23 protein-coding genes are annotated in these 23,131 nt (G+C 73.1%); 19 read left to right on the plus strand and 4 right to left on the minus strand.

The genetic code is table 11. The features are described 5' to 3' along the window. Nucleotides 1-139 precede the first annotated feature (139 nt). From ACI78V_RS17735 to ACI78V_RS17790, 12 genes are all read left to right on the plus strand, one after another. Entirely contained in the window at nucleotides 140-1,405 is a 1,266-nt protein-coding gene (locus ACI78V_RS17735; protein WP_456853098.1) for a glycosyltransferase family 4 protein, read from the plus strand. Continuing rightward, nucleotides 1,402-1,878, plus strand: a complete 477-nt coding sequence (locus ACI78V_RS17740) for a hypothetical protein (protein WP_456853100.1) — start codon at nucleotides 1,402-1,404, stop codon at nucleotides 1,876-1,878. The genes ACI78V_RS17735 and ACI78V_RS17740 overlap by 4 nt, the downstream gene beginning before the upstream one ends. Nucleotides 1,879-1,997: 119 nt before the next feature. Beyond that, nucleotides 1,998-2,222 carry a hypothetical protein gene (locus tag ACI78V_RS17745; RefSeq protein WP_456853102.1) on the plus strand — a complete coding sequence of 75 codons (225 nt, stop codon included), beginning with the start codon at nucleotides 1,998-2,000 and terminating at the stop codon, nucleotides 2,220-2,222. Then, nucleotides 2,219-3,049, plus strand: coding sequence for a F0F1 ATP synthase subunit A (atpB, locus tag ACI78V_RS17750; RefSeq protein WP_456853104.1), 831 nt, complete (start codon nucleotides 2,219-2,221; stop codon nucleotides 3,047-3,049). The genes ACI78V_RS17745 and atpB overlap by 4 nt, the downstream gene beginning before the upstream one ends. 67 nt (nucleotides 3,050-3,116) lie before the next feature. Next, nucleotides 3,117-3,350 carry an ATP synthase F0 subunit C gene (gene atpE / locus ACI78V_RS17755; protein ID WP_163480575.1) on the plus strand — a complete coding sequence of 78 codons (234 nt, stop codon included), beginning with the start codon at nucleotides 3,117-3,119 and terminating at the stop codon, nucleotides 3,348-3,350. Between the two features lie 48 nt (nucleotides 3,351-3,398). Continuing rightward, nucleotides 3,399-3,977 (plus strand): F0F1 ATP synthase subunit B, encoded by a 579-nt coding sequence (locus ACI78V_RS17760; protein ID WP_456853105.1) that lies wholly within the window; start codon nucleotides 3,399-3,401, stop codon nucleotides 3,975-3,977. Further along, nucleotides 3,977-4,795, plus strand: coding sequence for a F0F1 ATP synthase subunit delta (locus ACI78V_RS17765; RefSeq protein ID WP_456853107.1), 819 nt, complete (start codon nucleotides 3,977-3,979; stop codon nucleotides 4,793-4,795). The genes ACI78V_RS17760 and ACI78V_RS17765 overlap by 1 nt, the downstream gene beginning before the upstream one ends. Nucleotides 4,796-4,865: 70 nt before the next feature. Continuing rightward, entirely contained in the window at nucleotides 4,866-6,503 is a 1,638-nt protein-coding gene (gene atpA, locus ACI78V_RS17770; protein WP_456853109.1) for a F0F1 ATP synthase subunit alpha, read from the plus strand. 2 nt (nucleotides 6,504-6,505) lie between these two features. Next, nucleotides 6,506-7,477: a F0F1 ATP synthase subunit gamma gene (locus ACI78V_RS17775; protein ID WP_456853111.1), complete on the plus strand. Its 972-nt coding sequence runs from the start codon at nucleotides 6,506-6,508 to the stop codon at nucleotides 7,475-7,477. Between the two features lie 71 nt (nucleotides 7,478-7,548). Next, the gene (gene atpD, locus ACI78V_RS17780) at nucleotides 7,549-8,985 is read left to right on the plus strand and encodes a F0F1 ATP synthase subunit beta (protein WP_456853113.1); all 1,437 of its coding nucleotides are present in this window, start codon (nucleotides 7,549-7,551) and stop codon (nucleotides 8,983-8,985) included. 438 nt (nucleotides 8,986-9,423) lie between these two features. Further along, a complete protein-coding gene (locus ACI78V_RS17785) occupies nucleotides 9,424-9,813 on the plus strand; it encodes a F0F1 ATP synthase subunit epsilon (protein WP_456853115.1) in 390 nt (129 codons plus the stop codon). 39 nt (nucleotides 9,814-9,852) lie between these two features. After that, nucleotides 9,853-10,254 (plus strand): DUF2550 domain-containing protein, encoded by a 402-nt coding sequence (locus tag ACI78V_RS17790; protein ID WP_456853117.1) that lies wholly within the window; start codon nucleotides 9,853-9,855, stop codon nucleotides 10,252-10,254. A gap of 82 nt (nucleotides 10,255-10,336) precedes the next feature. Here ACI78V_RS17790 and ACI78V_RS17795 read toward each other — a convergent pair whose 3' ends face one another. Continuing rightward, the gene (locus tag ACI78V_RS17795; protein WP_456853119.1) at nucleotides 10,337-10,942 is read right to left on the minus strand and encodes a cob(I)yrinic acid a,c-diamide adenosyltransferase; all 606 of its coding nucleotides are present in this window, start codon (nucleotides 10,940-10,942) and stop codon (nucleotides 10,337-10,339) included. 58 nt (nucleotides 10,943-11,000) lie between these two features. Between ACI78V_RS17795 and murA the strand changes: the two genes are divergently transcribed. Then, nucleotides 11,001-12,281, plus strand: a complete 1,281-nt coding sequence (murA, locus tag ACI78V_RS17800) for a UDP-N-acetylglucosamine 1-carboxyvinyltransferase (protein ID WP_456853121.1) — start codon at nucleotides 11,001-11,003, stop codon at nucleotides 12,279-12,281. A gap of 46 nt (nucleotides 12,282-12,327) precedes the next feature. Here murA and ACI78V_RS17805 read toward each other — a convergent pair whose 3' ends face one another. Then, the gene (locus ACI78V_RS17805; RefSeq protein WP_456853123.1) at nucleotides 12,328-12,642 is read right to left on the minus strand and encodes a hypothetical protein; all 315 of its coding nucleotides are present in this window, start codon (nucleotides 12,640-12,642) and stop codon (nucleotides 12,328-12,330) included. 93 nt (nucleotides 12,643-12,735) lie between these two features. Here ACI78V_RS17805 and ACI78V_RS17810 point away from each other — a divergent pair, with 93 nt between their 5' ends. Continuing rightward, nucleotides 12,736-14,751, plus strand: a complete 2,016-nt coding sequence (locus ACI78V_RS17810) for a protein meaA (protein ID WP_456853124.1) — start codon at nucleotides 12,736-12,738, stop codon at nucleotides 14,749-14,751. Between the two features lie 40 nt (nucleotides 14,752-14,791). Here ACI78V_RS17810 and ACI78V_RS17815 read toward each other — a convergent pair whose 3' ends face one another. After that, nucleotides 14,792-15,817: a Gfo/Idh/MocA family protein gene (locus ACI78V_RS17815; RefSeq protein ID WP_456853126.1), complete on the minus strand. Its 1,026-nt coding sequence runs from the start codon at nucleotides 15,815-15,817 to the stop codon at nucleotides 14,792-14,794. 109 nt (nucleotides 15,818-15,926) lie between these two features. On the opposite strand from ACI78V_RS17815, the gene ACI78V_RS17820 reads away from it, so the two are divergent. From ACI78V_RS17820 to ACI78V_RS17830, 3 genes are all read left to right on the plus strand, one after another. Beyond that, nucleotides 15,927-17,072, plus strand: coding sequence for a diguanylate cyclase domain-containing protein (locus ACI78V_RS17820; RefSeq protein ID WP_456853128.1), 1,146 nt, complete (start codon nucleotides 15,927-15,929; stop codon nucleotides 17,070-17,072). 9 nt (nucleotides 17,073-17,081) lie between these two features. Then, nucleotides 17,082-17,855 carry an enoyl-CoA hydratase-related protein gene (locus tag ACI78V_RS17825; RefSeq protein WP_456853130.1) on the plus strand — a complete coding sequence of 258 codons (774 nt, stop codon included), beginning with the start codon at nucleotides 17,082-17,084 and terminating at the stop codon, nucleotides 17,853-17,855. 240 nt (nucleotides 17,856-18,095) lie between these two features. Next, on the plus strand, nucleotides 18,096-19,442 hold the full coding sequence (locus tag ACI78V_RS17830; protein ID WP_456853132.1) for a dicarboxylate/amino acid:cation symporter: 1,347 nt from the start codon (nucleotides 18,096-18,098) through the stop codon (nucleotides 19,440-19,442). 102 nt (nucleotides 19,443-19,544) lie between these two features. Here the strand turns inward: ACI78V_RS17830 and ACI78V_RS17835 are convergent, their stop codons facing one another. After that, complete coding sequence (locus ACI78V_RS17835) at nucleotides 19,545-20,399, minus strand: hypothetical protein (protein ID WP_456853133.1); 855 nt, start codon at nucleotides 20,397-20,399, stop codon at nucleotides 19,545-19,547. Nucleotides 20,400-20,478: 79 nt separating this feature from the next. On the opposite strand from ACI78V_RS17835, the gene nucS reads away from it, so the two are divergent. After that, entirely contained in the window at nucleotides 20,479-21,150 is a 672-nt protein-coding gene (gene nucS, locus ACI78V_RS17840; RefSeq protein ID WP_456853135.1) for an endonuclease NucS, read from the plus strand. Between the two features lie 148 nt (nucleotides 21,151-21,298). Next, nucleotides 21,299-23,080, plus strand: coding sequence for a 3-hydroxyacyl-CoA dehydrogenase family protein (locus tag ACI78V_RS17845; RefSeq protein WP_456853137.1), 1,782 nt, complete (start codon nucleotides 21,299-21,301; stop codon nucleotides 23,078-23,080). Nucleotides 23,081-23,131: the final 51 nt, after the last annotated feature.

Below are 23,131 nucleotides of genomic sequence, written 5' to 3' on the forward strand. Positions count from 1 at the left end.
CGGTCGTCGGCCGTCCGGAGCGATACCGTGGGACGACCGTCCGCGCCGAGTACCCGGGAGATCCGCTGCGATGAGCACGCCCTCCTGCGGCCCCTCCCTCGGCCCGGTTGCCGCGACCGCTCCCCGTCCCGCCTGACCCATGCGCGAGTACGTCGTCGTCCTGCTCACCGCCGGGCTGGTCACCTTCCTGGCCACCCCCGTGGTGCGGATGGCGGCGATCCGGCTGCGCATGATGGCCGCCCCGCGGGAACGCGACGTGCACGTCATCCCGACCCCGCGCGGCGGCGGCGTGGCGATGTACCTGGGCGTCGCAGCCGCCGTCCTCGTGGCGAGCCGGCTCCCGGCCCTGCAACGCACCTTCGAGGACTCCCAGACCGCGGCCGTGCTGGTCGCCGGGGGGCTGATCTGCGCGCTCGGCGTGCTCGACGACAAGTTCGGGCTGGACGCGCTCACCAAGCTCACCGGCCAGATCGCCGCGGCCGGAGTCATGGTGCTGCTGGGAGTGCAGCTGGCGTTCGTGTTCCTGCCCGTGGCCGACATCGGGACGCTGTCGCTGGGACCCTCCATCGGGGTCCCGCTGACCATCCTGCTGACCGTCCTCACGGTCAACGCGCTGAACTTCATCGACGGCCTCGACGGGCTGGCCGCGGGCGTGTCCGCCGTGGCCGCGCTGGCGTTCTTCGCCTACAGCTACAACCTCGGCCTGGTCGGCTACGACGAGGTGGCCAGCGCCCCGGCCCTCATCACCGCCGTCCTCGCCGGGGCCTGTCTGGGGTTCCTGCCGCACAACTTCAGCCCGGCGCGCATCTTCATGGGCGACTCCGGCTCGATGCTGGTCGGGCTGATGCTCGCCGCCGCCGCGGTCACCGCCACCGGGCGCGTGGACCCGCAGTCGTTCGACTCCGCCGCCAACCTGTTGCCGCTGGCGCTGCCCCTGCTGGTGCCCATCGCCGTCCTGTCCATCCCGTTCATCGACCTGGTCCTGGCCGTGATCCGTCGCAGCCTGCGCGGCCAGTCGCCGTTCTCCCCGGACAAGATGCACCTGCACCACCGGCTGCTGGCCATCGGTCACTCGCACCGGCGGGCGGTGCTCGTCATGTACTTCTGGGCGGCGCTGCTGTCGTTCGGCGCCGTCGCGCTGTCGATCACCGGCGGCCAGGCGGAGCTGCTCGTCGCCATCGGCGTGCTGCTCGTCGTCGGTGTCGTCGTCGTCCTCAGCCCGCGGGCCCGCCGGGCGGCCCGGGAGGCGCGGGCAGCGGAACTGGCGGCACAACGCCGGCGCAGCCGGGCCGACCACCCCACCGCGCGGGCCCTCCGCGCCACCACGTCCACCGTCCCCGGCCGCCCCGACGCGGCCGACCAGCCGTCCCCGCGGGCCGCGGGGGCGGGGCAGGGAGTCCGATGACCGGCACCGACACCGCCCGAGAGGCCCCCTGGGACCTCTCCTTCCTCCGGGTGGGGACGCTGGTCACCGCAGGCCTGACGGCCGTCGCCGCCCCCGTCGCGGGGCTGCTCGGCGGGTGGGACGACGCACTGGCGGTGCTGCTCGGCGCGGCCGTCGTCACCGCCTTCTTCGCGGTCTCCGGGATCGTGATCGCCTGGGCCGGCCGGCACGGGGACGCCTTCACCCTGCCCGCGGCGCTGGGCTCCTTCCTGGTGAAGATCCTGGTCATCGCCGCCGTCCTGCAGTCCGTCCCCGCCGACGGCTGGCTCGACCGGCGCACCCTCGCCTGGGCCGTCATCGCCGGCGCCCTGCTGTGGAGCGTCGTCCAGCAGAGGTGGGTCTGGACCCGCCGGCTCTACTACGTCCAGCCGCCTGCCGCACCCTCGACCGGGGGTATCTCCAGTCCGCCGGGAGGTGGCGCGACACGCGGCTGATAGTGTCCCGACCGATGGCCGAGGACAGCTCCGCTCGCGGGGTCTCTCGGCCCCGACCTGCAGCGCCCGCCGAACGTCAGCCCAGTGGGGCCGACATCGGGTGGGGGATCACCGGGACCATGCTCTCCGGGATCATCGTGTGGGGCGGGGCCGGGCTGCTGCTCGACCGCTGGCTGGGCACCAACTTCATCGCCCTGATCGGCGTTCTCCTCGGTCTCACGGTGGCCATCTACCTGGTGGTCGTCAAGTACGGCGCCCTGCCCCCGGCCGAGGGGGCCGGGCGCACCGGCTCCACCCGGGGCGGGCGACGCAGCCCACCCAGGACGCAGAAGGGACAACGGTGACCTCCAGCGCCCGCGCGCTCGTCGACGTGCTCGCCGCCGACGGCGGTGGCGGCGACAGCGGCTTCCAGTCTCCGACGATCGCGGAGTTCTACCCGGAGCCTCTCGTCTCGTTCTCCCTGCTGGGGATCGAGTTCGAGTTCACGCGGATCACGTTCATCATGTGGATCGCCACCGCCGCGATCCTCGTGCTCCTGGTCATGGCCGCGCGCAAGGCCTCGATCGTCCCGGGCAAGCTGCAGTACATCGGCGAGAGCGGCTACTCGCTCGTCCGCGACGGCATGGCCCGCGACGTCATCGGTCCCAAGGGCCTGCCGTTCGCGCCGTTCCTGGCCTCGCTGTTCTTCTTCATCCTCGCGAACAACTTCATGAGCATCTTCCCGTTCGCGCAGATCTCGCCGAACTCGAAGTTCGCGATCCCGCTCGTCCTCGCGGTCATCGTCTGGGTGCTCTACAACTGGGTCGGCATCCGTGAGCAGGGCGCTGGAAGGTACTTCAAGGACGCCGCGATCCCGCCGGGCGTGCCCGTCGGGGCGCTCATCCTCGTCACGCCGATCGAGCTGCTCCAGGTCTTCGTCATCCGGCCGTTCACCCTGGCCGTCCGGCTCTTCGCGAACATGTTCGCCGGGCACATGCTGCTGGTGGTCTTCTCGCTGGGGACCGTCTACCTGCTGACCGTGGGCAACTTCTCGGTCATCTTCAGCCCGTTCGCCTTCGCCATGGCGCTGATCATGACCTTCTTCGAGCTGCTCGTGATCGTGCTGCAGGCGTACGTCTTCACCGTGCTGACCGCCACGTACCTCAACGGCGCCGTCGAGCCGGCCCACTGACCGCACCACCCCCCCGCCAGCCGCCCGGGACCACCCCGGGCGACCGACACAGGAGGAACACCTAGTAATGGACCTGGACGTTCTGGCAGAACTGACCGGCAGCATCGGCTCGGTCGGTTACGGGCTCGCCGCCATCGGCCCCGGCATCGGCGTCGGCATCGTGTGGGCGGCCTACATCCAGGCGACCGCCCGCCAGCCCGAGTCCGCCGGCCTCACCCGGACCTACGCGTTCCTCGGCGCCGCCCTCTCCGAGGCGCTGGCCCTCATCGGTCTGGTTGTGCCCTTCATCTTCGGTCAGTGACCCGGTTCGCCCGGTTCGGGATCCATCTGACGTAGGGACGTGCAGAGCATGAGCATCCTGGCTGCGGAGAGCGCGAACCCGCTCCTCCCGCCGCTCGGCGAGATCATCGTCGGGACGATCACCTTCGCGATCGCCTTCTTCGTGCTGGCCAAGTTCGTCTGGCCGCGCTTCGAGCAGGTCTTCCGGGCCCGCCGCGAGGCGATCGAGGGCGGCATCGAGCGCGCCGAGGCGATGCAGGCCGAGGCCAAGGCGGCGCTGGAGCAGTACCGCGCGCAGCTGGCCGAGGCCCGCACCGAGGCCGCGCAGATCCGCGACCAGGCCCGCGCCGAGGGCCAGCAGATCCTCGAGGAGCTGCGGGCCCAGGCCCAGCAGGAGTCCGCGCGGATCCTCGCCCGTGGCGAGGAGCAGCTGGCGGCGTCCCGGCAGCAGGTCGTCAACGAGCTCCGCGGCCACATCGGCGCGCTCGCCGTCGACCTCGCCGGCCGCGTGGTCGGGGAGTCGCTGGAGGACGACGCGCGTCGTCGTGGCACCGTCGACCGGTTCCTCGACCAGCTCGACGGCATGGCCGCCGGCTCGCCGGACGGGCGCACCGGCAGCTCGGTGTACGTGCCGGAGGGCAACCGCTGATGGACGCCTCGAGCCGGGCGGCGCTCGCGCAGGCGCGCGAGCGCCTGACCGACCGGACCAGCGGCGCCACCGGCGACTCCCTCGTCGGCCTGGCCGACGAGCTGTTCGCCGTGGCGCGTCTGCTCGACGGGCAGATCGCGCTGCGCCGCGCGCTGTCGGACCCGTCCGGCTCGCCGGCGGAGCGGGCCGCCCTCGCCCGCCGGGTGCTCGGCGGCAAGGTCTCCGAGGCGACGGTCGACCTGGTCGAGACGGTCGCCCGGCAGCGCTGGTCACGACCGCTGGACCTGGTCGAGGCCACGGAGACCCTCGCCACGGAGGCGGCGCTCGACGCCGCCGCCGCACGCGGGGAACTCGACGGCGTGGAGGACGAGCTCTTCCGTTTCGGGCGCATCGTCGCCGCCGATGCGGAGCTCTCCCGCATCCTCAGCGACCGCTCGGCTCCCGCCGAGGGGAAGACCGCCCTCCTGGAACGACTCCTGGCCGGGCGGGTCAGCCCCATCACGGTCCTGCTGCTGCGCAGCCACCTCACCGGCCGGCACGTCGGCAACGCCGCGACGGTCGTCGAGCGGCTCTCCGAGGCGGCGTCCGGTCGTCGTGGGCACTCCGTGGCCCGCGTGACCAGCGCCGTCCCGCTGAGTCCTGCGCAGGAGCGTCGACTGACCGACGTGCTCAGCCGCCTCTACGGCCGGGCGATGGGCCTGCAGGTGACCGTGGACCCCGCCGTCCTCGGTGGCCTGGTGATCCGCGTGGGTGACGAGGTCATCGACGGCAGCGTCGCCCACCGTCTCGAGGCCGCCGGCCGGCGGCTGGTCGGCTGACACCGACGCCGTTCCGACGCCCCCAGTCCAGCAGACAGACACGACCCCAGCAGGGAAGAGGACGCAGACCATGGCCGAGCTGACGATCTCCGCAGACGAGATCCGCAGTGCCATCCAGAACTACGTCACCGACTACACCCCGGACGTCTCCCGGGAAGAGGTCGGGATCGTCACCGAGGCCGGCGACGGCATCGCCCGGGTCGAGGGGCTGCCCTCGGTCATGACCAACGAGCTGCTCGAGTTCGAGAGCGGCGTCCGTGGCCTGGCGCTGAACCTGGACGTGCGCGAGGTCGGTGTGGTCATCCTGGGTGACTACGCCGGTATCGAGGAGGGCCAGCAGGTCCGCCGCACCGGCGAGGTGCTGTCGGTGCCGGTCGGTGACGGCTACCTCGGCCGCGTCGTGGACCCGCTGGGCAACCCGATCGACGGTGCCGGCCCCATCGCCACCACCGGCCGCCGCGCCCTCGAGCTGCAGGCCCCCACCGTGGTGCAGCGGCAGTCGGTGCACGAGCCGATGCAGACCGGCATCAAGGCGATCGACGCCATGACGCCGATCGGCCGTGGCCAGCGTCAGCTGGTCATCGGTGACCGCCAGACGGGCAAGACGGCGATCGTCACCGACACGATCATCAACCAGAAGCAGGCCTGGGCCACCGGCGACCCGAAGCAGCAGGTGCGCTGCATCTACGTCGCGGTCGGCCAGAAGGGCTCCACCATCGCCGCCATCCGCGCCGCCCTCGAGGAGGCCGGCGCGATGGAGTACACGACCATCGTCGCCGCCCCGGCGTCGGAGGCCGCGGGCTTCAAGTACATCGCCCCCTACACCGGCTCGGCCATCGGCCAGCACTGGATGTACGAGGGCAAGCACGTCCTGATCGTCTTCGACGACCTGTCCAAGCAGGCCGAGGCCTACCGCGCGGTCTCCCTCCTGCTGCGCCGTCCCCCGGGCCGCGAGGCCTACCCGGGTGACGTCTTCTACTTGCACTCCCGGCTCCTGGAGCGCTGCGCGAAGCTCTCCGACGAGCTCGGTGGCGGCTCGATGACGGGTCTGCCCCTCATCGAGACCAAGGGCAACGACGTGTCGGCGTACATCCCGACCAACGTCATCTCGATCACCGACGGGCAGATCTTCCTCGAGACGGGTCTGTTCAACTCCGGCGTCCGACCGGCCATCAACGTCGGCATCTCGGTGTCCCGCGTCGGTGGCTCGGCCCAGATCAAGGCGATGAAGTCCGTCGCCGGGCGCCTGCGGCTGGACCTGGCCCAGTACCGCGAGCTCGAGGCGTTCGCCTCGTTCTCCTCGGACCTGGACGCCTCCAGCCGGGCCACCCTGGACCGCGGCCAGCGTCTGGTGGAGCTGCTCAAGCAGGGCCAGTACCAGCCGTACCCGGTCGAGCGCGAGGTCGTCTCCATCTGGCTGGGCACCACCGGCAAGCTGGACAAGGTGCCGGTGTCGGAGGTCCGTCGTTTCGAGTCGGAGTTCCTCGACTACATCGGTCGCGGGAACAACGGCATCTACGACGAGATCCGCCAGACCAAGGCCCTCGGCGACGACGCCGTCCGCAGCCTGGAGTCGGCGGTCGGCGAGTTCTACCGCCAGTTCCAGACCTCCGACGGCGGGACGCTCCAGATCAACGAGCCCCAGGCCGAGGCGATGGACGCGTCCGAGCGCGGCCAGGAGCGCGTCCAGGTCAAGCGGAGCGCCTGACCGTGGCCGGCAACCTCCGCGCGCTGCGGCGCCGCATCCGCTCCACGCAGTCGACGAAGAAGATCTTCTCGGCGCAGGAGCTGATCGCCGGTGCCCGCATCGTGCGCGCCCAGGCCCGGGTGGAGGCGTCCAAGCCCTACGCCCGGGAGATCACGCGGGTCCTGTCGGCGCTGGCCTCCTCGGCGTCGCTGGACCACCCGCTGCTCACCGAGCGGCAGAACCCTCGCCGGGCGGCGGTCCTCGTGATCACCTCCGACCGCGGTTTCGCCGGCTCGTACAACGTGAACGTGCTGCGCCGCACCGAGGAGCTGCTGTCGCTGCTGCGCCAGGAGGGCAAGGAGCCGGTCCTCTACGTGGTCGGTCGGAAGGGGGAGACCTACTACTCCTTCCGCCACCGCGAGATGGCCGACGCCTTCACCGGGTTCTCCGAGCAGCCGAACTACACCGACGCCCAGCGCGTGGGGGAGGAGCTCATCGCCGCCTTCACCGCCGGTGAGGACGACGATGAGACCGGTGCCGGCGCCGACGGCGTCCTCGGTGTCGACGAGTTGCACATCGTCTACACGGAGTTCCGGTCGCTGCTCTCCCAGGTCCCCGTCGCCAAGCGGATGGCCCCGCTGGAGGTCGAGGAGGTCGAGGAGTTCGACTACGAGCGGGAGGACCGGGAGCACGGCGTCACCGGCGACAGCGGCGTCCCGACCTCCTACGAGTTCGAGCCGTCGGCCGAGGCCCTGCTCGACGCACTGCTGCCGAAGTACGTGACCACGCGGATCTTCGCGGCGATGCTCGAGTCGGCGGCGTCGGAGTCGGCCTCGCGGCGGCGGGCGATGAAGTCGGCGTCGGACAACGCCGAGGAGCTGGCGAAGAACCTCTCCCGTCAGGCCAACCAGGCCCGCCAGGCGGAGATCACCCAGGAGATCAGCGAGATCGTCGGCGGTGCCGACGCGCTCGTGTCGGCCGGCGCCGACGACTGACCCCTCCCCGCCGCGGCGGGGACACCGAAGACGCGCAAGCAACCGAGCCCGAGGGCAGGAGAGCAGTAGAGATGACCGTCACCGAGGACCGTCCGACCACCCAGACGACCGGCCGCGTCGTCCGGGTCACCGGGCCGGTCGTCGACGTCGAGTTCCCGCGCGACGCGATGCCCGACCTGTTCAACGCCCTGAAGGTGGAGGTCACCCTCGCCGACCTGGGCAAGACGCTGACCCTCGAGGTCGCCCAGCACCTGGGTGACAACGTGGTCCGCACCATCTCGATGCAGCCGACCGACGGTCTGATCCGCGGGGCCGAGGTCCGGGACACTGGTGCCGCGATCTCGGTCCCCGTCGGCGACGTGACCACCGGTCACGTCTGGAACGCCCTGGGCGAGTGCCTGGACCAGCCCGGCTACGGCGCGGACGCCCTGCGCTGGGGGATCCACCGGCACGCGCCGCGGTTCGACCAGCTCGAGGGCCGCACCGAGATGCTGGAGACCGGCATCAAGGTCATCGACCTGCTCACGCCCTACGTGGCCGGTGGGAAGATCGGCCTGTTCGGTGGGGCCGGCGTGGGCAAGACGGTGCTCATCCAGGAGATGATCCGCCGGGTCGCCCAGGAGTTCGGTGGTGTGTCGGTGTTCGCCGGCGTCGGCGAGCGCACCCGTGAGGGCAACGACCTCATCACGGAGATGACCGAGTCCGGCGTCATCAACTCGACCGCGCTGGTCTTCGGCCAGATGGACGAGCCGCCGGGCACCCGGCTGCGGGTCGCGCTCTCCGCGCTGACGATGGCGGAGTACTTCCGCGACGAGAAGAACCAGGACGTCCTGCTCTTCATCGACAACATCTTCCGCTTCACCCAGGCCGGCTCCGAGGTGTCCACGCTGCTCGGCCGCATGCCGTCCGCCGTGGGGTACCAGCCGACGCTGGCCGACGAGATGGGTGAGCTGCAGGAGCGGATCACCTCGACCCGCGGCCACTCGATCACCTCGATGCAGGCGATCTACGTGCCCGCCGACGACATCACCGACCCGGCGCCGCACACCACGTTCGCCCACCTCGACGCGACGACGGTGCTCTCCCGGCCGATCTCGGAGAAGGGCATCTACCCGGCCGTGGACCCGCTGGACTCCACCAGCCGGATCCTCGACCCGCAGTACGTGGGCCAGGAGCACTACACGATCGCCCGTGAGGTGCAGCGGATCCTGCAGCGCTACCAGGAGCTGCAGGACATCATCGCCATCCTCGGCATCGACGAGCTCGGTGAGGAGGACAAGGTCACCGTCAACCGGGCCCGTCGCATCGAGCGGTTCCTCTCGCAGAACATGTTCGTCGCCGAGGCGTTCACCGGTCAGCCGGGTTCCTTCGTGCCGCTGGCCGAGACGCTGCAGGCGTTCAAGGCCCTGGCCGAGGGTGACTACGACCACGTGCCCGAGCAGGCGTTCTTCATGTGCGGTGGCCTCGAGGACCTCGAGCGCAACGCCGACAAGCTGAAGAAGGGCTGAGTCCGCAACTCAGTCGCACCACCGGAACGGCCGGGCCCAGCTGGGGCCCGGCCGTTTCGCGTCCCCGCGTTCCCGCGGCCGCCGGCCGTGCCCGCCCGACACGACCAGGACCGACGGCGCCGACCGGAGTCGGCCGCGCGCGGCGGCTGTCCCCTACGAGGGCGCGCGCCCGTTCGTCACCGAGCACGGGGCCCCGGCCCCCAGCATCCGCCATCCCTGGGTCCGCGTCGGTCGCTGGACGTTGCTGTCCCACCGCGCTCCCCGAGGGCGGTTCCTCGTGGCCGCGCCCGACGAGCTCGGGGGCCGGCCGGAGGAGGCCCGTGCGGGATCGCCCGATCGGGGAACGGACCCCGGCCGTTAGAGTGGGGCCGACCCGTCGCCGCGTCCAGCCGGACGAGGCGACCCCGCACCGCCCGGCGGTGGACCCCGAGGAGTGTCGTGGCGACCCTGCAGGTCGAGTTGGTGGCCGTCGAGCGGATGATCTGGTCCGGCGAGGCCAGCATGGTCATCGCGCGCACCACGGAGGGCGAGCTGGGTGTGCTGCCCGGCCACGCGCCGCTGCTCGGTGAGCTGGCGCCCGGGGGCGTCGTCCGCATCCGGACGACCGAGGGCGAGGACATGGTCGTGGCCGCGCACGGCGGCTTCCTCTCGGTCACCCAGCGGGGCGTGTCGATCCTCGCCGAGACCGCGGAGATCTCCTCCGAGATCGACGTCGAGCGCGCTCGTGAGGCGCTGCGCCGGGCCGAGGAGGGCGGGGACGACCCGGACGCCGTGGCCGCTGCCCGACGCGCCCAGTCGCGGCTCCTGGCCGCCGGTCACGAGGCCTGACGCCCGGCTGACCCGACCACCGATGTGCCCGCCGGCCGGATGACCACCGCACTGCTCGTCCTGGCCGGCGTGCTCGTCGTCCTCGTGGTGGTCGTCTTCCTGCTGCGGCGACGGTTCCTGCTCTCCGGGCTCGGCGCGGTCACCATGTGGCTGCGGCCGGGCGGTTCGTCGCGCTGGTCGGTGGGCGTCGCCTGGTACGGCGGCGACGCGTTGCTCTGGTACCGGGCGCTGTCGCTGTCCGTGCGGCCGCAGCAACGGCTGTGCCGCGCCGAGTTCCGGGTCGAGGCACGCCGCGGCGCCGGCCCGGACGACGTCGCCCTGCCGCCGGACGTCGTCGTCCTCTCCTGCGTCACCGCCGAGGGACGCCGGGAGCTGGCGATGGACCCCTCGACCGTGACCGGCTTCCTCTCCTGGGTGGAGTCCGCACCCCCCGTCCGGTGAGGGGCGCCGCCGGCCCCCCTCGCAGTCCCGGGGTGGGGCCCGGCGCCAGGCCTGCCGCGGGGGGAGGCCGCAGGGGCCGCGCTCAGTCCCCGCGGGCCGCGCGCTGTGCGTGCACCCCGCTGTGCGCGCCGGGCTCCCACAGCACGTCACCACCGGGGTTGGCCACCCGCGCCAGGATGAACAGCAGGTCCGACAGCCGGTTGAGGTAGCGCGCGGTCTCGGCGTTGGTGCGGTCGGCGTCGGCGGCCAGCAGCGCCCACACGCTGCGCTCCGCGCGCCGGGTGACCACCCGCGCCTGGTGCAGCAGTGCCGCCAGGGGCGTGCCGCCGGGGAGGATGAAGCTGGCCAGTTTCGGCAGCGTCTCGTTGTGGGTGTCGCAGGCCGCCTCGAGCCGCTCGGTGTACGCGGCGGTGATCCGCAACGGGGGGAACTCCGGGTCCGGGCTCATCGGCGTGGAGAGGTCGGCGCCGACGTCGAAGAGGTCGTTCTGCACGCTGCGCAGCAGCTCGGCGAGCTCGGGCGGAGGTGAGCCGAGCGCCAGAGCGACGCCGAGCACGCTGTTGGCCTCGTCGACGTCGGCGTAGGCGACGAGCCGCGCGTCGGTCTTCGCGACCCGGCTCATGTCACCGAGGTGGGTCTGCCCGGCGTCACCGGTCTTCGTGTAGATGCGGGTCAGCCGGACGGTCATGGCTGCCGAGCCTAGGCGCTGCCGCCGGAGCCGGCCCGCGCCGCCGTAGGGTGGTCCGGTGGAGTGCTTCGAGGTCACCGGCGGCACGGCGCTGCGCGGGCGGGTGCGGGTGACGGGCGCGAAGAACAGTGCCCTCAAGCTCATGGCCGCCGCGCTGCTGGCGTCCGGGCGGACCACCATCGAGGAGGTCCCCGACATCCTCGACGTGTCGATCATGAGCGAGGTGCTCCGCCGCCTCGGCTGCGACGTCACGTACGACCGGTACGCGAACGGCGGGGGCGGCGGCCGGGTCGTCGTCGACGTGCCGGAGGACCCGGCCACCGAGACCGACTACGACCTGGTGCGCAAGATGCGTGCCTCGATCAGCGTGCTCGGCCCGCTGGTCGCCCGGTGCGGGTCGGCCCGGGTCGCGCTCCCCGGGGGCGACGCGATCGGCTCCCGCGGGCTGGACATGCACATCTCCGGCCTGGAGCGGCTCGGTGCCACCATCGAGAGCGAGCACGGCTTCCTCGTCGCCACCGCCCCACGGCTCAGCGGCACGAGCATCTGGCTGGACTTCCCCTCGGTGGGGGCGACGGAGAACCTGGTGATGGCCGCGGTGCTCGCGGAGGGCACCACGGTGATCGACAACGCCGCCCGCGAGCCGGAGATCGCCGACCTGTGCGCGATGCTCACGGGGATGGGCGCGGTCATCGACGGCGCCGGCACCTCCACCATCACCGTCGAGGGCGTGACCACGCTCAAGCCGGTCACCTACACCACCGTGCCCGACCGGATCGTCGCCGGGACCTGGGCGATCGGCGCGGTCATGACCCGTGGCGACGTCGTCATCGAGCGGGCCGTGGCCGACCACCTCACCGTGGCCCTGGCCAAGCTGACCGACGCGGGTGCGCACGTGGAGCCGCTGGAGGACGGGCTGCGGGTGGCGATGGACGGGCGGCCCCGGTGCGTCGACGTCGTCACGCTGCCCTACCCGGGGTTCCCGACCGACCTGCAGCCGATGGCCGTCGCGCTCGCGTCGGTCTCCACCGGCACCGCGCTGATCACCGAGAACGTCTTCGAGGGCCGGTTCATGTTCGTCAACGAGCTGGTCCGGCTGGGCGCCTCGGTGCGCATCGACGGGCACCACGCCGTCGTCCGTGGCCGGGAGCGGCTGTCCAGCGCGCCGGTCCTGGCCACCGACATCCGGGCCGGCGCCGGGCTCGTGCTGGCCGGACTGGTCTCCGACGGCGTCACCGAGGTGCAGGACGTGCACCACGTCGACCGCGGCTACCCCGACTTCGTCGAGCAGCTGCGCGGGCTCGGCGTGCAGATCGAGCGGGTGCAGCGACCCGACTGACGGCCGCGCTGCAGGGGCCCGCGCGAGCGTGCGGCTCCGGTGGCGCTCAGCCGGCGGGGAACGAGCTCGCCAGCCGGCGGGCCCGCTCGGCGTCCTCGGGGAAGACCAGCACCTCGGCCCGGTGGGGGCCCGGGAAGCGGATCGTCGAGCGGATGTCGGCGTCGGAGAGCACCGCCCGCAGCGCCAGCGCGGCCTCGCGCGAGGACATCGTGGCCACCCGGGTGAGCAGGCCGTCGTCCGAGGGCGGACGGCCCCGGTCGTCGGAGCCGAACGCCCAGCGCAGGAAGAGCGCCAGCCCGGCCAGGACCGCGAACACGACCACCGGGCCGACGAGGTACTCGAGACCGGCCACCGGAGCCATCGTTGCCCTCCTCACGAGCCCCTGTGAGTGTGCCACCGGGGGCTCCGGAGGGGGCGTTCCTACTCATGGGTAACCCGCTTACACTCCGCTGGCATGCCGTTCCCGCACACGCCGGAGGAGCGCGACCGTCCGTGGGTCATGCGCACCTACGCCGGCCACTCCTCGCCGGTCGAGTCCAACGCCCTGTACCGGCGCAACCTGGCCAAGGGGCAGACCGGTCTGTCGGTGGCGTTCGACCTGCCCACGCAGACGGGGTACGACCCCGACGACGAGCTGGCGGTCGGTGAGGTCGGCAAGGTCGGCGTCCCCGTCACGCACATCGGCGACATGCGGGCGCTGTTCGACGGCATCCCGCTGGACGAGATGAACACGTCGATGACGATCAACGCCACGGCGATGTGGCTGCTCGCGCTCTACCAGTCGGTCGCCGAGGAGCACGGCCACGACGTCGCCGAGCTGGCCGGGACGACGCAGAACGACATCATCAAGGAGTACCTGTCGCGGGGGACCTACGTGTTCCCCCCGGGGCCGAGCATGCGGCTGACCACCGACATGGTGGCCTACACCGTCTCGGCGATGCCGCGGTGGAACCCGGTCAACATCTGCAGCTACCACCTGCAGGAGGCGGGGGCGACGCCGGTGCAGGAGATCGCCTACGCGATGAGCACCGCCATCGCCGTCCTCGACTCGGTGCGCGACTCCGGTCAGGTGCCGCCGGACCGCTTCGGCCAGGTGGTCGCGCGGATCTCCTTCTTCGTCAACGCGGGCGTGCGGTTCGTCGAGGAGATGTGCAAGATGCGCGCCTTCACCCAGCTCTGGGACGAGCTGACGCGGGAGCGCTACGGCGTGGAGGACCCCCGGCACCGCCGCTTCCGCTACGGCGTGCAGGTCAACTCGCTGGGCCTCACCGAGGCGCAACCGGAGAACAACGTCCAGCGGATCGTGCTGGAGATGCTCGCGGTGACCCTCTCCCGCGACGCCCGCGCCCGCGCCGTCCAGCTGCCGGCCTGGAACGAGGCGCTGGGCCTGCCGCGCCCCTGGGACCAGCAGTGGTCCCTGCGGCTGCAGCAGGTGCTGGCCTACGAGACCGACCTGCTGGAGTACGAGGACCTGTTCACCGGCTCTGTCGTCGTCGACCGCAAGGTCGCCGACCTCGTCGAGGGGGCGCGGGCGGAGATGGCCCGCGTCGAGGAGATGGGCGGCGCGGTCGCGGCGGTGGAGTCCGGCTACATGAAGGGCCGGCTGGTGGCCTCGCTGGCCGAGCGGCGGCGGCGGATCGAGAACGGTGAGGACGTCGTCGTCGGGGTCAACCGGTTCGAGGGCACCGAGCCCAACCCGCTGCTGGCCGACCTCGACACCGCGATCCAGACCGTCGACCCGGCGGTGGAGGCGGCGGCCTGCGCGTCGGTGCGGGAGTGGCGGGCGGCCCGCGACCCGGAGCCGGTGCGCCGCGCCCTCGACGCGCTGCGGGCGGCCGCCGGCAGCGACGTCAACCTCATGGCCGCGACCCTCGACTGCGCCCGCGCCGGGGTGACGACGGGGGAGTGGGCCGGGGTGCTCCGTGAGGTGTTCGGCGAGTACCGGGCGCCCACGGGCGTGGCCGCGGCGTCCGGCGGGGAGGCGGACACGACGCTGGCCGACGTCCGCGAGCGGGTCCGCGCGACGGGTGCGGAGCTGGGCGGGCGGCTGCGCTTCCTGGTCGGCAAGCCGGGGCTGGACGGGCACTCCAACGGGGCCGAGCAGATCGCCGTCCGCGCCCGCGACGCCGGCTTCGAGGTCGTCTACCAGGGCATCCGGCTGACCCCGGCGCAGATCGTGTCCGCGGCGGTCGAGGAGGACGTGCACGTCGTCGGGCTGTCGGTGCTGTCCGGCTCGCACCTGCAGGTGGTGCCCGCCGTGCTGCGTGGCCTGCGCGAGGCCGGCCTGGACGACGTCCCCGTGGTGGTCGGCGGGATCGTGCCCGACAGCGACGCCCGCCGGCTGCGCGAGCAGGGCGTCGCGCGGGTCTTCACGCCCAAGGACTTCGGGCTGACCGACATCATGGGCCAGATCGTGGACGTGGTCCGGGCGGCCAACGGCCTGGACGAGCGGGTCCCCGAGCCGGCGTGACGGCGGCGTCGGTGTCACGCCGACCGAGCCCCTCCCGCGGCTACAGGTCGACGACGACGCCCTCGGTCGCGCTGCGGCGGGCGGCGTCGAGCACGGTCGCCGTGGTGACGGCGTCCCGGGGGTCGGCCGGGACCGGGCCCTGCCCGCGGACCGCGGCGGCGAACGCGGGGTAGAAGGTGTCCCAGCGCCCCCGCTCGGTGGGCACCGTCTCGCCGTCGTCCCCGCGGCGGAGCTGGCCCCACCGCTCCTCCGGCTCGGCACCCCAGCGATCCCCGAGGACCGCCGGGCTCTCCCCGGCCAGCAGCAGCGCCTCCTGCCCGTCCATCGGGCCGCCGACGACGTAGGCGCCCTCGGTGCCGCTGACCCGGAAGCGGTCGCCGGGCGCGGCCTGGCTCCAGCTGCCCCACAGGTGCGAGCGGGCGCCCCCGGCGTGGGTGAGGGCGACGAAGACGTCGTCGTCCAGGCCCGACTCCCGCACCCGCCACTCGGCGTAGACGCTCCGGGCCGGGCCGAGCAGCACCAGCGCCTGGTCCACCAGGTGGCTGCCGAAGTCCAGCAGCGTGCCGCCGCCCGCGGCGGGTGGACCCGGTTCGGGGGTGAACCGCTCGAACCGCGACTCGAAGCGGGTGACGGTGCCCAGCCGGCCGGCGTCGACGAGGGCGCGGACGGTGCGGAAGTCGGAGTCCCAGCGGCGGTTCTGGTACGGCGCCAGGGGCAGGCCCCGCTCCTCGGCCAGCTGCACCGATCCGCGGGCGGCTGCCGCGTCGAGCGCGAACGGCTTGTCGCAGACCACGGCCAGGCCCAGCCGCAGCGCCTGGTCGGTCAGCGCGGTGTGGGTGTCGGCGGGGGTCGAGATCGCCACCGCCTCGGCACCGGCCTCGGCCAGCTCCTCGAGGGAGGCGAAGGTCTGCCGGCCGGGGTGCTCGGCGGTCACCTGCGCGCGCCGCTCGGGCGCGGTGGTGACGACGCCCAGCAGGTCGCACTCGGGGGCGGCGGCGAGCAGGGGCGCGTGGAAGAACCGGCCGCCGAAGCCGTACCCCACCAGTCCGAAGCGCACGGGATCCATGCCGTGATCATGCCGAGGGACCCGCCACGCCGTCGATCCGCACCCGTGGCAGGACTCCCCGTACCGATGCGTGCGTGGATCGTCACCGACAGCCGCTACGGTGCCGCGCGTGCAGAGCCCTCGCCCCGCCGTCGCCGAGCCCGCCCGGCTGGCCGCCCTCGCCAGCTACCGCCTGAGCGGCCACGCCGGGGACGCCGACCTCGACGCGGTCGTGGCGTACATGGCCCGGGCCCTGGACGCGCCCGTCGCGGTCATCAACCTCGTCGGGCCCGACCTGCAGTGCTTTGCCGCCGAGATCGGCGTCGGCGCACCGTTCTCCCACGTCCCCGACGAGCTGTCCTTCTGCGCCCACGTGGTGGCCCGGGGTGAGCCGCTGGAGGTGTCCGACGCACTCGCGCACCCGGTGTTCGCCGAGAACCCGGCGGTGGCGGCCGGGGTGGTCCGCTCCTACCTCGGCGTCCCGCTGATCGACGGGGACGGCTACGTCCTCGGCTCGCTCGGCGTCTTCGACGGCGACGTCCGCACCTTCTCCGGCGCGGACCTCGACGTCCTGCAGGTCCAGGTCCGCCTCGTGCGCAGCGTCCTGTCCCTGCGCCGCCAGGTCCGAGCCCACCGGTGGGACGCCCGCCTGCTCGCCGCCGCGGTCCGGGAACTCACCGAGGACGCGGACACCGCGCAGCAGTCGCTGCTGACCGAGACCGTCGACCGGCTGACCACCGTGGCCACGGACGCCGACGGGTGGCGCCGCGCCATGACCCGCGTCGCCCGGCAGGACCCCCTCACCGGGCTGGCCAACCGCGCCCACCTCCTCGACGCCGGCCGCGCGGCGCTCGCCGGTGGCGGTGCGGTGCTGTTCGTCGACGTCGACCGCTTCAAGGAGGTCAACGACCGCGGCGGGCACGCGGTGGGGGACCAGCTGCTCGTCCGGCTCGCCGAGCGGCTGCGCGACCACCTCGAGGACGTGCCCGACGCGGTGGTCGGCCGGCTCGGCGGGGACGAGTTCGCCGCCGTGCTGCCCGGCCTGGACCGGATGACGGCGGCGGCGGTGGGCGAGCGCCTCACGGCCGCCCTCGTCGACGAGGTCGACGTCGGACGGCGCAGCGTGCGCGTCTCGGTCAGCATCGGGCTGGCCGTGGCCGGGCCGGGGTCGACGTTCGAGGACGTCCTGCAGGCGGCGGACCTCGCCATGTACGGGGCCAAGGCGCGCGGCCGCGGACGGTTGTACGCCGACGCCGAACCCGTCGTGGTCCGCTAGCGTCGGCCCATGAGTGCTGAGGGTGCGCCCCGGGTCGCCCGCGACGGCGACGTCGTCACCATCACGATGTGCCGGCCGGCCAAGCGCAACGCGCTCTCCCGCGAGCACCTCGGCCAGCTGCTGGCCGCCGTGACCGAGGCGGGGGAGAGCGACGCGGCCGGGATCGTCCTGGCCGCCGAGGGGCCGGTGTTCAGCGCCGGCCACGACTTCGCCGACGTCGCCGGCCGGCCGGTGACCGAGGTGCGCAGCCTGTTGCAGCTGTGCACCGAGCTCATGCAGACCATCCAGGGCGTGCCACAGGTGGTGCTCGCCCGCGTGCACGCCCTGGCCACCGCGGCCGGCTGCCAGCTGGTCGCCTCCTGCGACCTCGCCGTCGCCGCGGAGTCGGCCGGCTTCGCCGCCCCCGGCGGCAAGGGCGGCTGGTTCTGCCACACGCCCATGGTCGCGATCGCCCGCAACGTGGGGCGCAAGCGGGCGATGGAGCTGGCGCTCACCGGCGACGTCATCGACGCCGCCACCGCGCTGGACTGGGGGCTGGTCAACCGGGTGGTGCCCGACGCCGAGCTCGACGGCGCCGTCGCCGACCTCATGGAGCGTGCCACCCGGGGGTCGCGGGCGAGCAAGGCCTGGGGCAAGCAGACGATGTACGCCCAGCTCGACCGTCCCGAGCGGGACGCCTACGCCACCGCCGTGGAGGTCATGGCCTCGGCCAGCCAGCTGCCCGGCGCCGTCGAGGGCATGACCTCGTTCCTGGAGAAGCGCCGGCCCGTCTGGCCGGACTGACGCGGGCCCCCTGCCCCGCCACTCGCCGGCCCGCGGCGGCACCGGGCAGGGGCCACCCGGGTGAGACCGCCCACACCGGGGATGGGTCCGGCAGCGGGACGCATTGACCCTGCCGTGCAGAACCTGTGGGGCCTGACGCGGCGCCGCACCGTCGACTTCGGGCGCGTGACCGCCGACCGCTGAGCGCTCCGCCAGCGCCCGGTCCGCCCCTCACCCGCCGTCCCCGGAAGGCACCCTCCCGTGCTCGCTCGTCTCCGCCGCGTCCCCTTCGCGGCACAGGTCCTCCTCGCCCTCGTGCTGGGCGCCGCCCTCGGGCTGGTCGCCCGCGACATGGGTCCCGTCGCCGACGGCACCCCCAACTGGCTGACCAGCACCCTGCAGACCGTCGGCAGCACCTTCGTGACGCTGCTCAAGGCGCTGGTCCCGCCGCTGGTCGTCACCGCGGTCATCGTCAGCATCGCCAACCTCAAGCAGGTGTCCAACGCCGCCCGACTGGCCGGCCAGACCCTGCTGTGGTTCGCCGTCACGGCGCTGATCGCCGTCGGCATCGGCATCGGCCTCGGCCTGCTCACCGAGCCGGGCCGCAACAGCTCCGTCGACGCCGCCGCCCAGGCCGCGCCCGAGAGCACCGGCTCCTGGTTCGACTTCCTCACCGGGCTCGTGCCCGGCAACGTCCTCGGCCTGCAGGGCTCGGCGGACGGCAGCCTCTCGTTCAACGTCCTGCAGCTGATCGTGATCGCGGCCGCCGTCGGCGTCGCCGCGCTCAAGGTGGGGGAGCCCGCCGAGCCCTTCCTCGGCCTCGTCCGCTCCGCGCTGGCGATCGTGCAGAAGGTGCTGTGGTGGGTCATCCTGCTCGCCCCGCTGGGCACGGTCGGCCTGATCGGCAACGCGGTGGCCAGCTACGGCTGGGAGTCCCTGGGCTCGCTGGGCGTCTTCGCCGGTGCGGTCTACGCCGGTCTCGCGCTCGTGCTGTTCGTCGTCTACCCGGTGCTGCTGCGGCTGCACGGCCTCCCGGCGTCGCGGTACTTCGCCGGCGCCTGGCCGGCCATCCAGCTGGCCTTCGTCTCGCGCTCCTCGATCGGCACCCTGCCGGTCACCGAGCGGGTGACCGAGCAGAACCTCGGCGTCCCGCGGTCCTACGCCTCCTTCGCCGTCCCGCTGGGGGCGACCACGAAGATGGACGGCTGCGCGGCGATCTACCCGGCGCTGGCGGCGATCTTCGTCGCGCAGTTCTTCGGCGTGGACCTGTCGGTCACCGACTACCTGCTCATCGCGCTGGTCTCGGTCATCGGCTCGGCGGCCACGGCGGGGGTCACCGGCGCCGTCGTCATGCTGACGCTGACGCTGTCCACGCTCGGCCTGCCGCTGGCCGGCGTCGGCCTGCTGCTGGCGATCGACCCGATCCTCGACATGGGCCGCACCGCGGTGAACGTGGCCGGTCAGGCGCTCGTGCCCACGATCGTCGCCAAGCGCGAGGGCATCCTTGACGTGGAGCGCTACCGGTCGACGTCCACGATCGACCCGCTGGCCCGCGTCGACGAGCGCGGTGGCGTGGACGCCGACCTGCGCGAGCCGGTCACCGTGTGAACAAGGACCCCGTCCTCCCCATCCTCCGCAGGCTCGGGGTGGGAGCCGGGACGGGGCCGCCACCGGCCCGGCCCTCCCGACGGAGGGCCGGGCCGGTGGCGTTCAGCGCTGCTGGAGGTCGGCGCAGCCGGTCTCGTGCGGCAGCAGCGGGCGCAGCGTCAGCGACCAGCGGCTGCCGTCGGCGGCCAGCCACGGCGTGAGCGCGTTGGCGCGGCCCGCGGCGTCGAGGACGGCGTCGGCCTCCGCGCCGCGGGCGACGACGCAGGACAGGCCCAGCCGCTCCTCCAGCCACTCCCCGGGCAGCTCCGGACCGGGCCACGGGGACTCCGGCTGGACGAGCTCGGGCTCCGGCGCCGCCGTGTACTGCGTGACCACCGCGGCGACCGCCGACGGGCGGTAGGACTCCGGACCGGCGGCACCCAGGGTGTCCGGCGCGCTCAGGACGTCGATGAGGCCGAGCATCTCCCCGCGGACGGCGCGCTGCTCCGGGGTGAGGCCGCCGTCGTCGGGGAGCTCGAAGAGGGCCTGCACCTCGCGGACCGACGTGCCCTCCTCGGTGGTCAGCGTGAACCGGGTCGCCGGCGCGTCGGCGACCGGCGGGCTGCCGAGGTCGCCGGTCTCGGGGACCCCGGCGGCGACGGCCCGGTCGACCACGGTCCGGACGCCGTCGGCGTCCAGCTGCCAGACCTGCAGGTTCGGCAGCGCCGGGCCCGGGTAGACCGCCGGCACCGGGCCCTGGGCGATGACCCGCCCGTCGGGGTAGACGGCGACCAGCGGCAGCCGCCCGGCCAGCATCTCCGGCGTCACGAACCCCCCGACATGCTCGATCAGCAGCACCGGACGGCTCGGGTCGCTCGGAGCCGGCGTCCGTGGGGTACCGGCGTCGCCCCCGCGCTGGGCGCACGCGCACAGCAGGAGGAGGAGGGCCAGGGCAGCGGGGCGCAGGGCTCTGGTCACGCCCGCCAGGATGCCGCGCCCGGGGCGGCCCGCCCCGGTCCGGCGTCCGGTTGTTGCCGGTTCGGTACCGTCGGTCCCCGTGCGCCTGGTCATCGCCCGCTGCTCGGTCGACTACATCGGGCGGCTCACCGCCCACCTGCCGATGGCGCCCCGCCTGCTGCTGGTGAAGTCCGACGGCTCGGTGTCGGTCCACGCCGACGACCGCGCCTACAAGCCGCTCAACTGGATGAGCCCGCCGTGCTCCCTCAAGGACGAGCTGGTCGACGGCCAGGGCACCTGGACGGTCACCAACAAGGCCGGCGAGCAGCTGATCATCACGATCGAGTCCGTCGAGCACGACTCCTCCCACGAGCTCGGCGTCGACCCCGGCCTGCAGAAGGACGGGGTGGAGGCGGAGCTGCAGCGGCTGCTCGCCCTGCACGTGGAGACCTTCGGGGCCGGGTGGTCACTGGTCCGCCGTGAGTACCCCACGGCGATCGGCCCGGTGGACCTGCTGTGCCGGGACGCCGACGGGGCGACCGTCGCCGTCGAGGTCAAGCGGCGGGGCGAGATCGACGGCGTCGAGCAGCTGACCCGCTACCTGGAGCTGCTCAACCGCGACCCGCTGCTCGCGCCGGTCCGCGGGGTGTTCGCCGCCCAGGAGATCAAGCCGCAGGCGCGGGTCCTCGCCGGCGACCGGGGCATCGACTGCCTCACCGTCGACTACGCCGTCCTGAAGGGCACCGACGACCCCTCCGAGCGACTCTTCTGACGACGGTGCTCCGGGGCGGCCCCGTCCTCCCCGCCGTGGGCGGACCCCGGCCTCCGCGAGCTCGGGGCCGGGCCCCGGACGGGACGGGGTGCGGAGGGGCCGGGTGGGAGACTGCCTGCGATCACCGGACGGCGGAGGGGATGGCAGCGTGGCCAGGGAACTGAACGAGGTCGGGGTCGTGGGCCTGGGCACCATGGGTGCCGGGATCGCCGAGGTGCTCGCCCGCGCGGGGCTGGCGGTGACCGCCGTGGACGTCGACGACGCTGCGGTGGCCCGGGGACGGGAACACCTGGAGCACTCCACCGGGCGCGCCGTGCAACGCGGCAAGCTCGACCCGGCCGACCGCGACGCGATCCTCGAGCGCATCCGGTTCGGAACCTCGCTGGAGGACCTCGCGCACGCGGAGCTGGTCGTCGAGGCCGTGCCGGAGCGCATGGAGCTCAAGTGCGAGATCTTCGGCAAGCTGGACAAGATCTGCCCGCCGGACACCATCCTGGCGACCAACACCTCCAGCCTGTCGGTCACCGAGATCTCCGTGGCGACCGGCCGGCCGAGCAAGGTCATCGGCATGCACTTCTTCAACCCGGCGCCGGTCATGAAGCTGGTCGAGGTGGTGCGCACCGTCGTCACCGAGCCGTCGGTGGTGGAGGACGTCGAGGCGCTGGCCGCCCGGCTGGGCAAGGTCGACGTGACCATCGGCGACAAGGCCGGCTTCATCGCCAACGCGCTGCTGTTCGGCTACCTCAACCACGCGGTGTCCATGTTCGAGAACCGCTACGCCAGCCGGGAGGACATCGACGCGGCCATGCGCCTGGGGTGCGGCCTGCCGATGGGCCCGCTGGCGCTGATGGACCTCATCGGCATCGACACCGCCTACGAGATCCTCGACACGATGTACAAGCAGTCGCGCAACCGGCTGCACGCGCCCAGCCCGGTCATCAAGCAGATGATGACCGCGGGTCTGCTGGGCCGGAAGTCCGGCCGCGGTTTCTACACCTACGCCGGTCGGGACTCCGCCGAGGTCGTGCCCGACGCGCTCACGCCGGCCGGCGGGGCCGCCACCGAGGGCGCCCGGCCGGTGCGCAGGGTCGGCGTCGTCGGCTCGGGCACCATGGCGACCGGCATCATCGAGGTCGTGGCCAGGGCCGGCTACGAGGTGACCTTCGTCGCCCGGACCCTCGACAAGGTCGAGGCCGTGCAGGCCGCGCTGACCCGGTCGTTGGACAAGCAGGTCGTCCGGGGCCGCCTGGACGAGGCGGCCCGTGACGAGACGCTCGGGCGGATCACCGGCAGCAGCTCGCTGGACGACCTCGCCGACGTCGACCTGGTCATCGAGGCCGTGGTCGAGCACCTCGGCGTCAAGCAGGCGCTGTTCGCCAACCTCGGTGAGATCTGCAAGCCGGGGGCGGTGCTGGCCACCACCACCTCCAGCCTGCCGGTCATCGAGTGCGCCCAGGCCAGCGGCCGCCCGGCCGACGTCGTCGGCCTGCACTTCTTCAACCCGGCGCAGGTGATGAAGCTGGTGGAGGTCGTCTCCACGATCGCCACGGCGCCGGACGTCGCCGCCACGGCGCACGCGGTGTCGCTGCAGGTGGGCAAGCACCCGGTCTCCTGCACCGATCGCGCGGGCTTCATCGTCAACGCGCTGCTGTTCCCGTACCTCAACGACGCGGTGAAGATGCTCGAGGCGCACTACGCGACCGCCGACGACATCGACGCGGCGATGAAGGTCGGCTGCGGCTACCCGATGGGCCCCTTCGAGCTGCTGGACGTCGTGGGCCTGGACGTCGCCCTGGCCATCGAGCGGGAGCTCTACGTCGAGTTCCGCGAGCCCGGCTTCGCCCCGGCGCCGCTGCTGGAGCACCTGGTCACCGCGGGCTACCTCGGCCGGAAGACCGGTCGCGGGTTCCGGGACCACGCGCGGAGCTGAGCGCCCCGTGCCCCGCCGGAACGGACGGAACGGGTCGCGGCCGGCCGGCCG

It is taken from the genome of Geodermatophilus sp. SYSU D00742, assembly GCF_054049935.1.

What these genes read in the sequence shown, in the direction of transcription:
- ACI78V_RS17740 (WP_456853100.1), top strand. Translation starts at nt 1,402, where the DNA reads ATGACCGGCACCGACACCGCCCGAGAGGCCCCCTGGGACCTCTCCTTC.
- ACI78V_RS17765 (WP_456853107.1), top strand. Translation starts at nt 3,977, where the DNA reads ATGGACGCCTCGAGCCGGGCGGCGCTCGCGCAGGCGCGCGAGCGCCTG.
- ACI78V_RS17735 (WP_456853098.1), top strand. Translation starts at nt 140, where the DNA reads ATGCGCGAGTACGTCGTCGTCCTGCTCACCGCCGGGCTGGTCACCTTC.
- ACI78V_RS17825 (WP_456853130.1), top strand. Translation starts at nt 17,082, where the DNA reads ATGAGTGCTGAGGGTGCGCCCCGGGTCGCCCGCGACGGCGACGTCGTC.
- ACI78V_RS17810 (WP_456853124.1), top strand. Translation starts at nt 12,736, where the DNA reads ATGCCGTTCCCGCACACGCCGGAGGAGCGCGACCGTCCGTGGGTCATG.
- ACI78V_RS17795 (WP_456853119.1), bottom strand. Translation starts at nt 10,942, where the DNA reads ATGACCGTCCGGCTGACCCGCATCTACACGAAGACCGGTGACGCCGGG.
- ACI78V_RS17790 (WP_456853117.1), top strand. Translation starts at nt 9,853, where the DNA reads ATGACCACCGCACTGCTCGTCCTGGCCGGCGTGCTCGTCGTCCTCGTG.
- ACI78V_RS17815 (WP_456853126.1), bottom strand. Translation starts at nt 15,817, where the DNA reads ATGGATCCCGTGCGCTTCGGACTGGTGGGGTACGGCTTCGGCGGCCGG.
- ACI78V_RS17760 (WP_456853105.1), top strand. Translation starts at nt 3,399, where the DNA reads ATGAGCATCCTGGCTGCGGAGAGCGCGAACCCGCTCCTCCCGCCGCTC.
- ACI78V_RS17745 (WP_456853102.1), top strand. Translation starts at nt 1,998, where the DNA reads ATGCTCTCCGGGATCATCGTGTGGGGCGGGGCCGGGCTGCTGCTCGAC.
- atpA (WP_456853109.1), top strand. Translation starts at nt 4,866, where the DNA reads ATGGCCGAGCTGACGATCTCCGCAGACGAGATCCGCAGTGCCATCCAG.
- ACI78V_RS17805 (WP_456853123.1), bottom strand. Translation starts at nt 12,642, where the DNA reads ATGGCTCCGGTGGCCGGTCTCGAGTACCTCGTCGGCCCGGTGGTCGTG.
- atpD (WP_456853113.1), top strand. Translation starts at nt 7,549, where the DNA reads ATGACCGTCACCGAGGACCGTCCGACCACCCAGACGACCGGCCGCGTC.
- atpE (WP_163480575.1), top strand. Translation starts at nt 3,117, where the DNA reads ATGGACCTGGACGTTCTGGCAGAACTGACCGGCAGCATCGGCTCGGTC.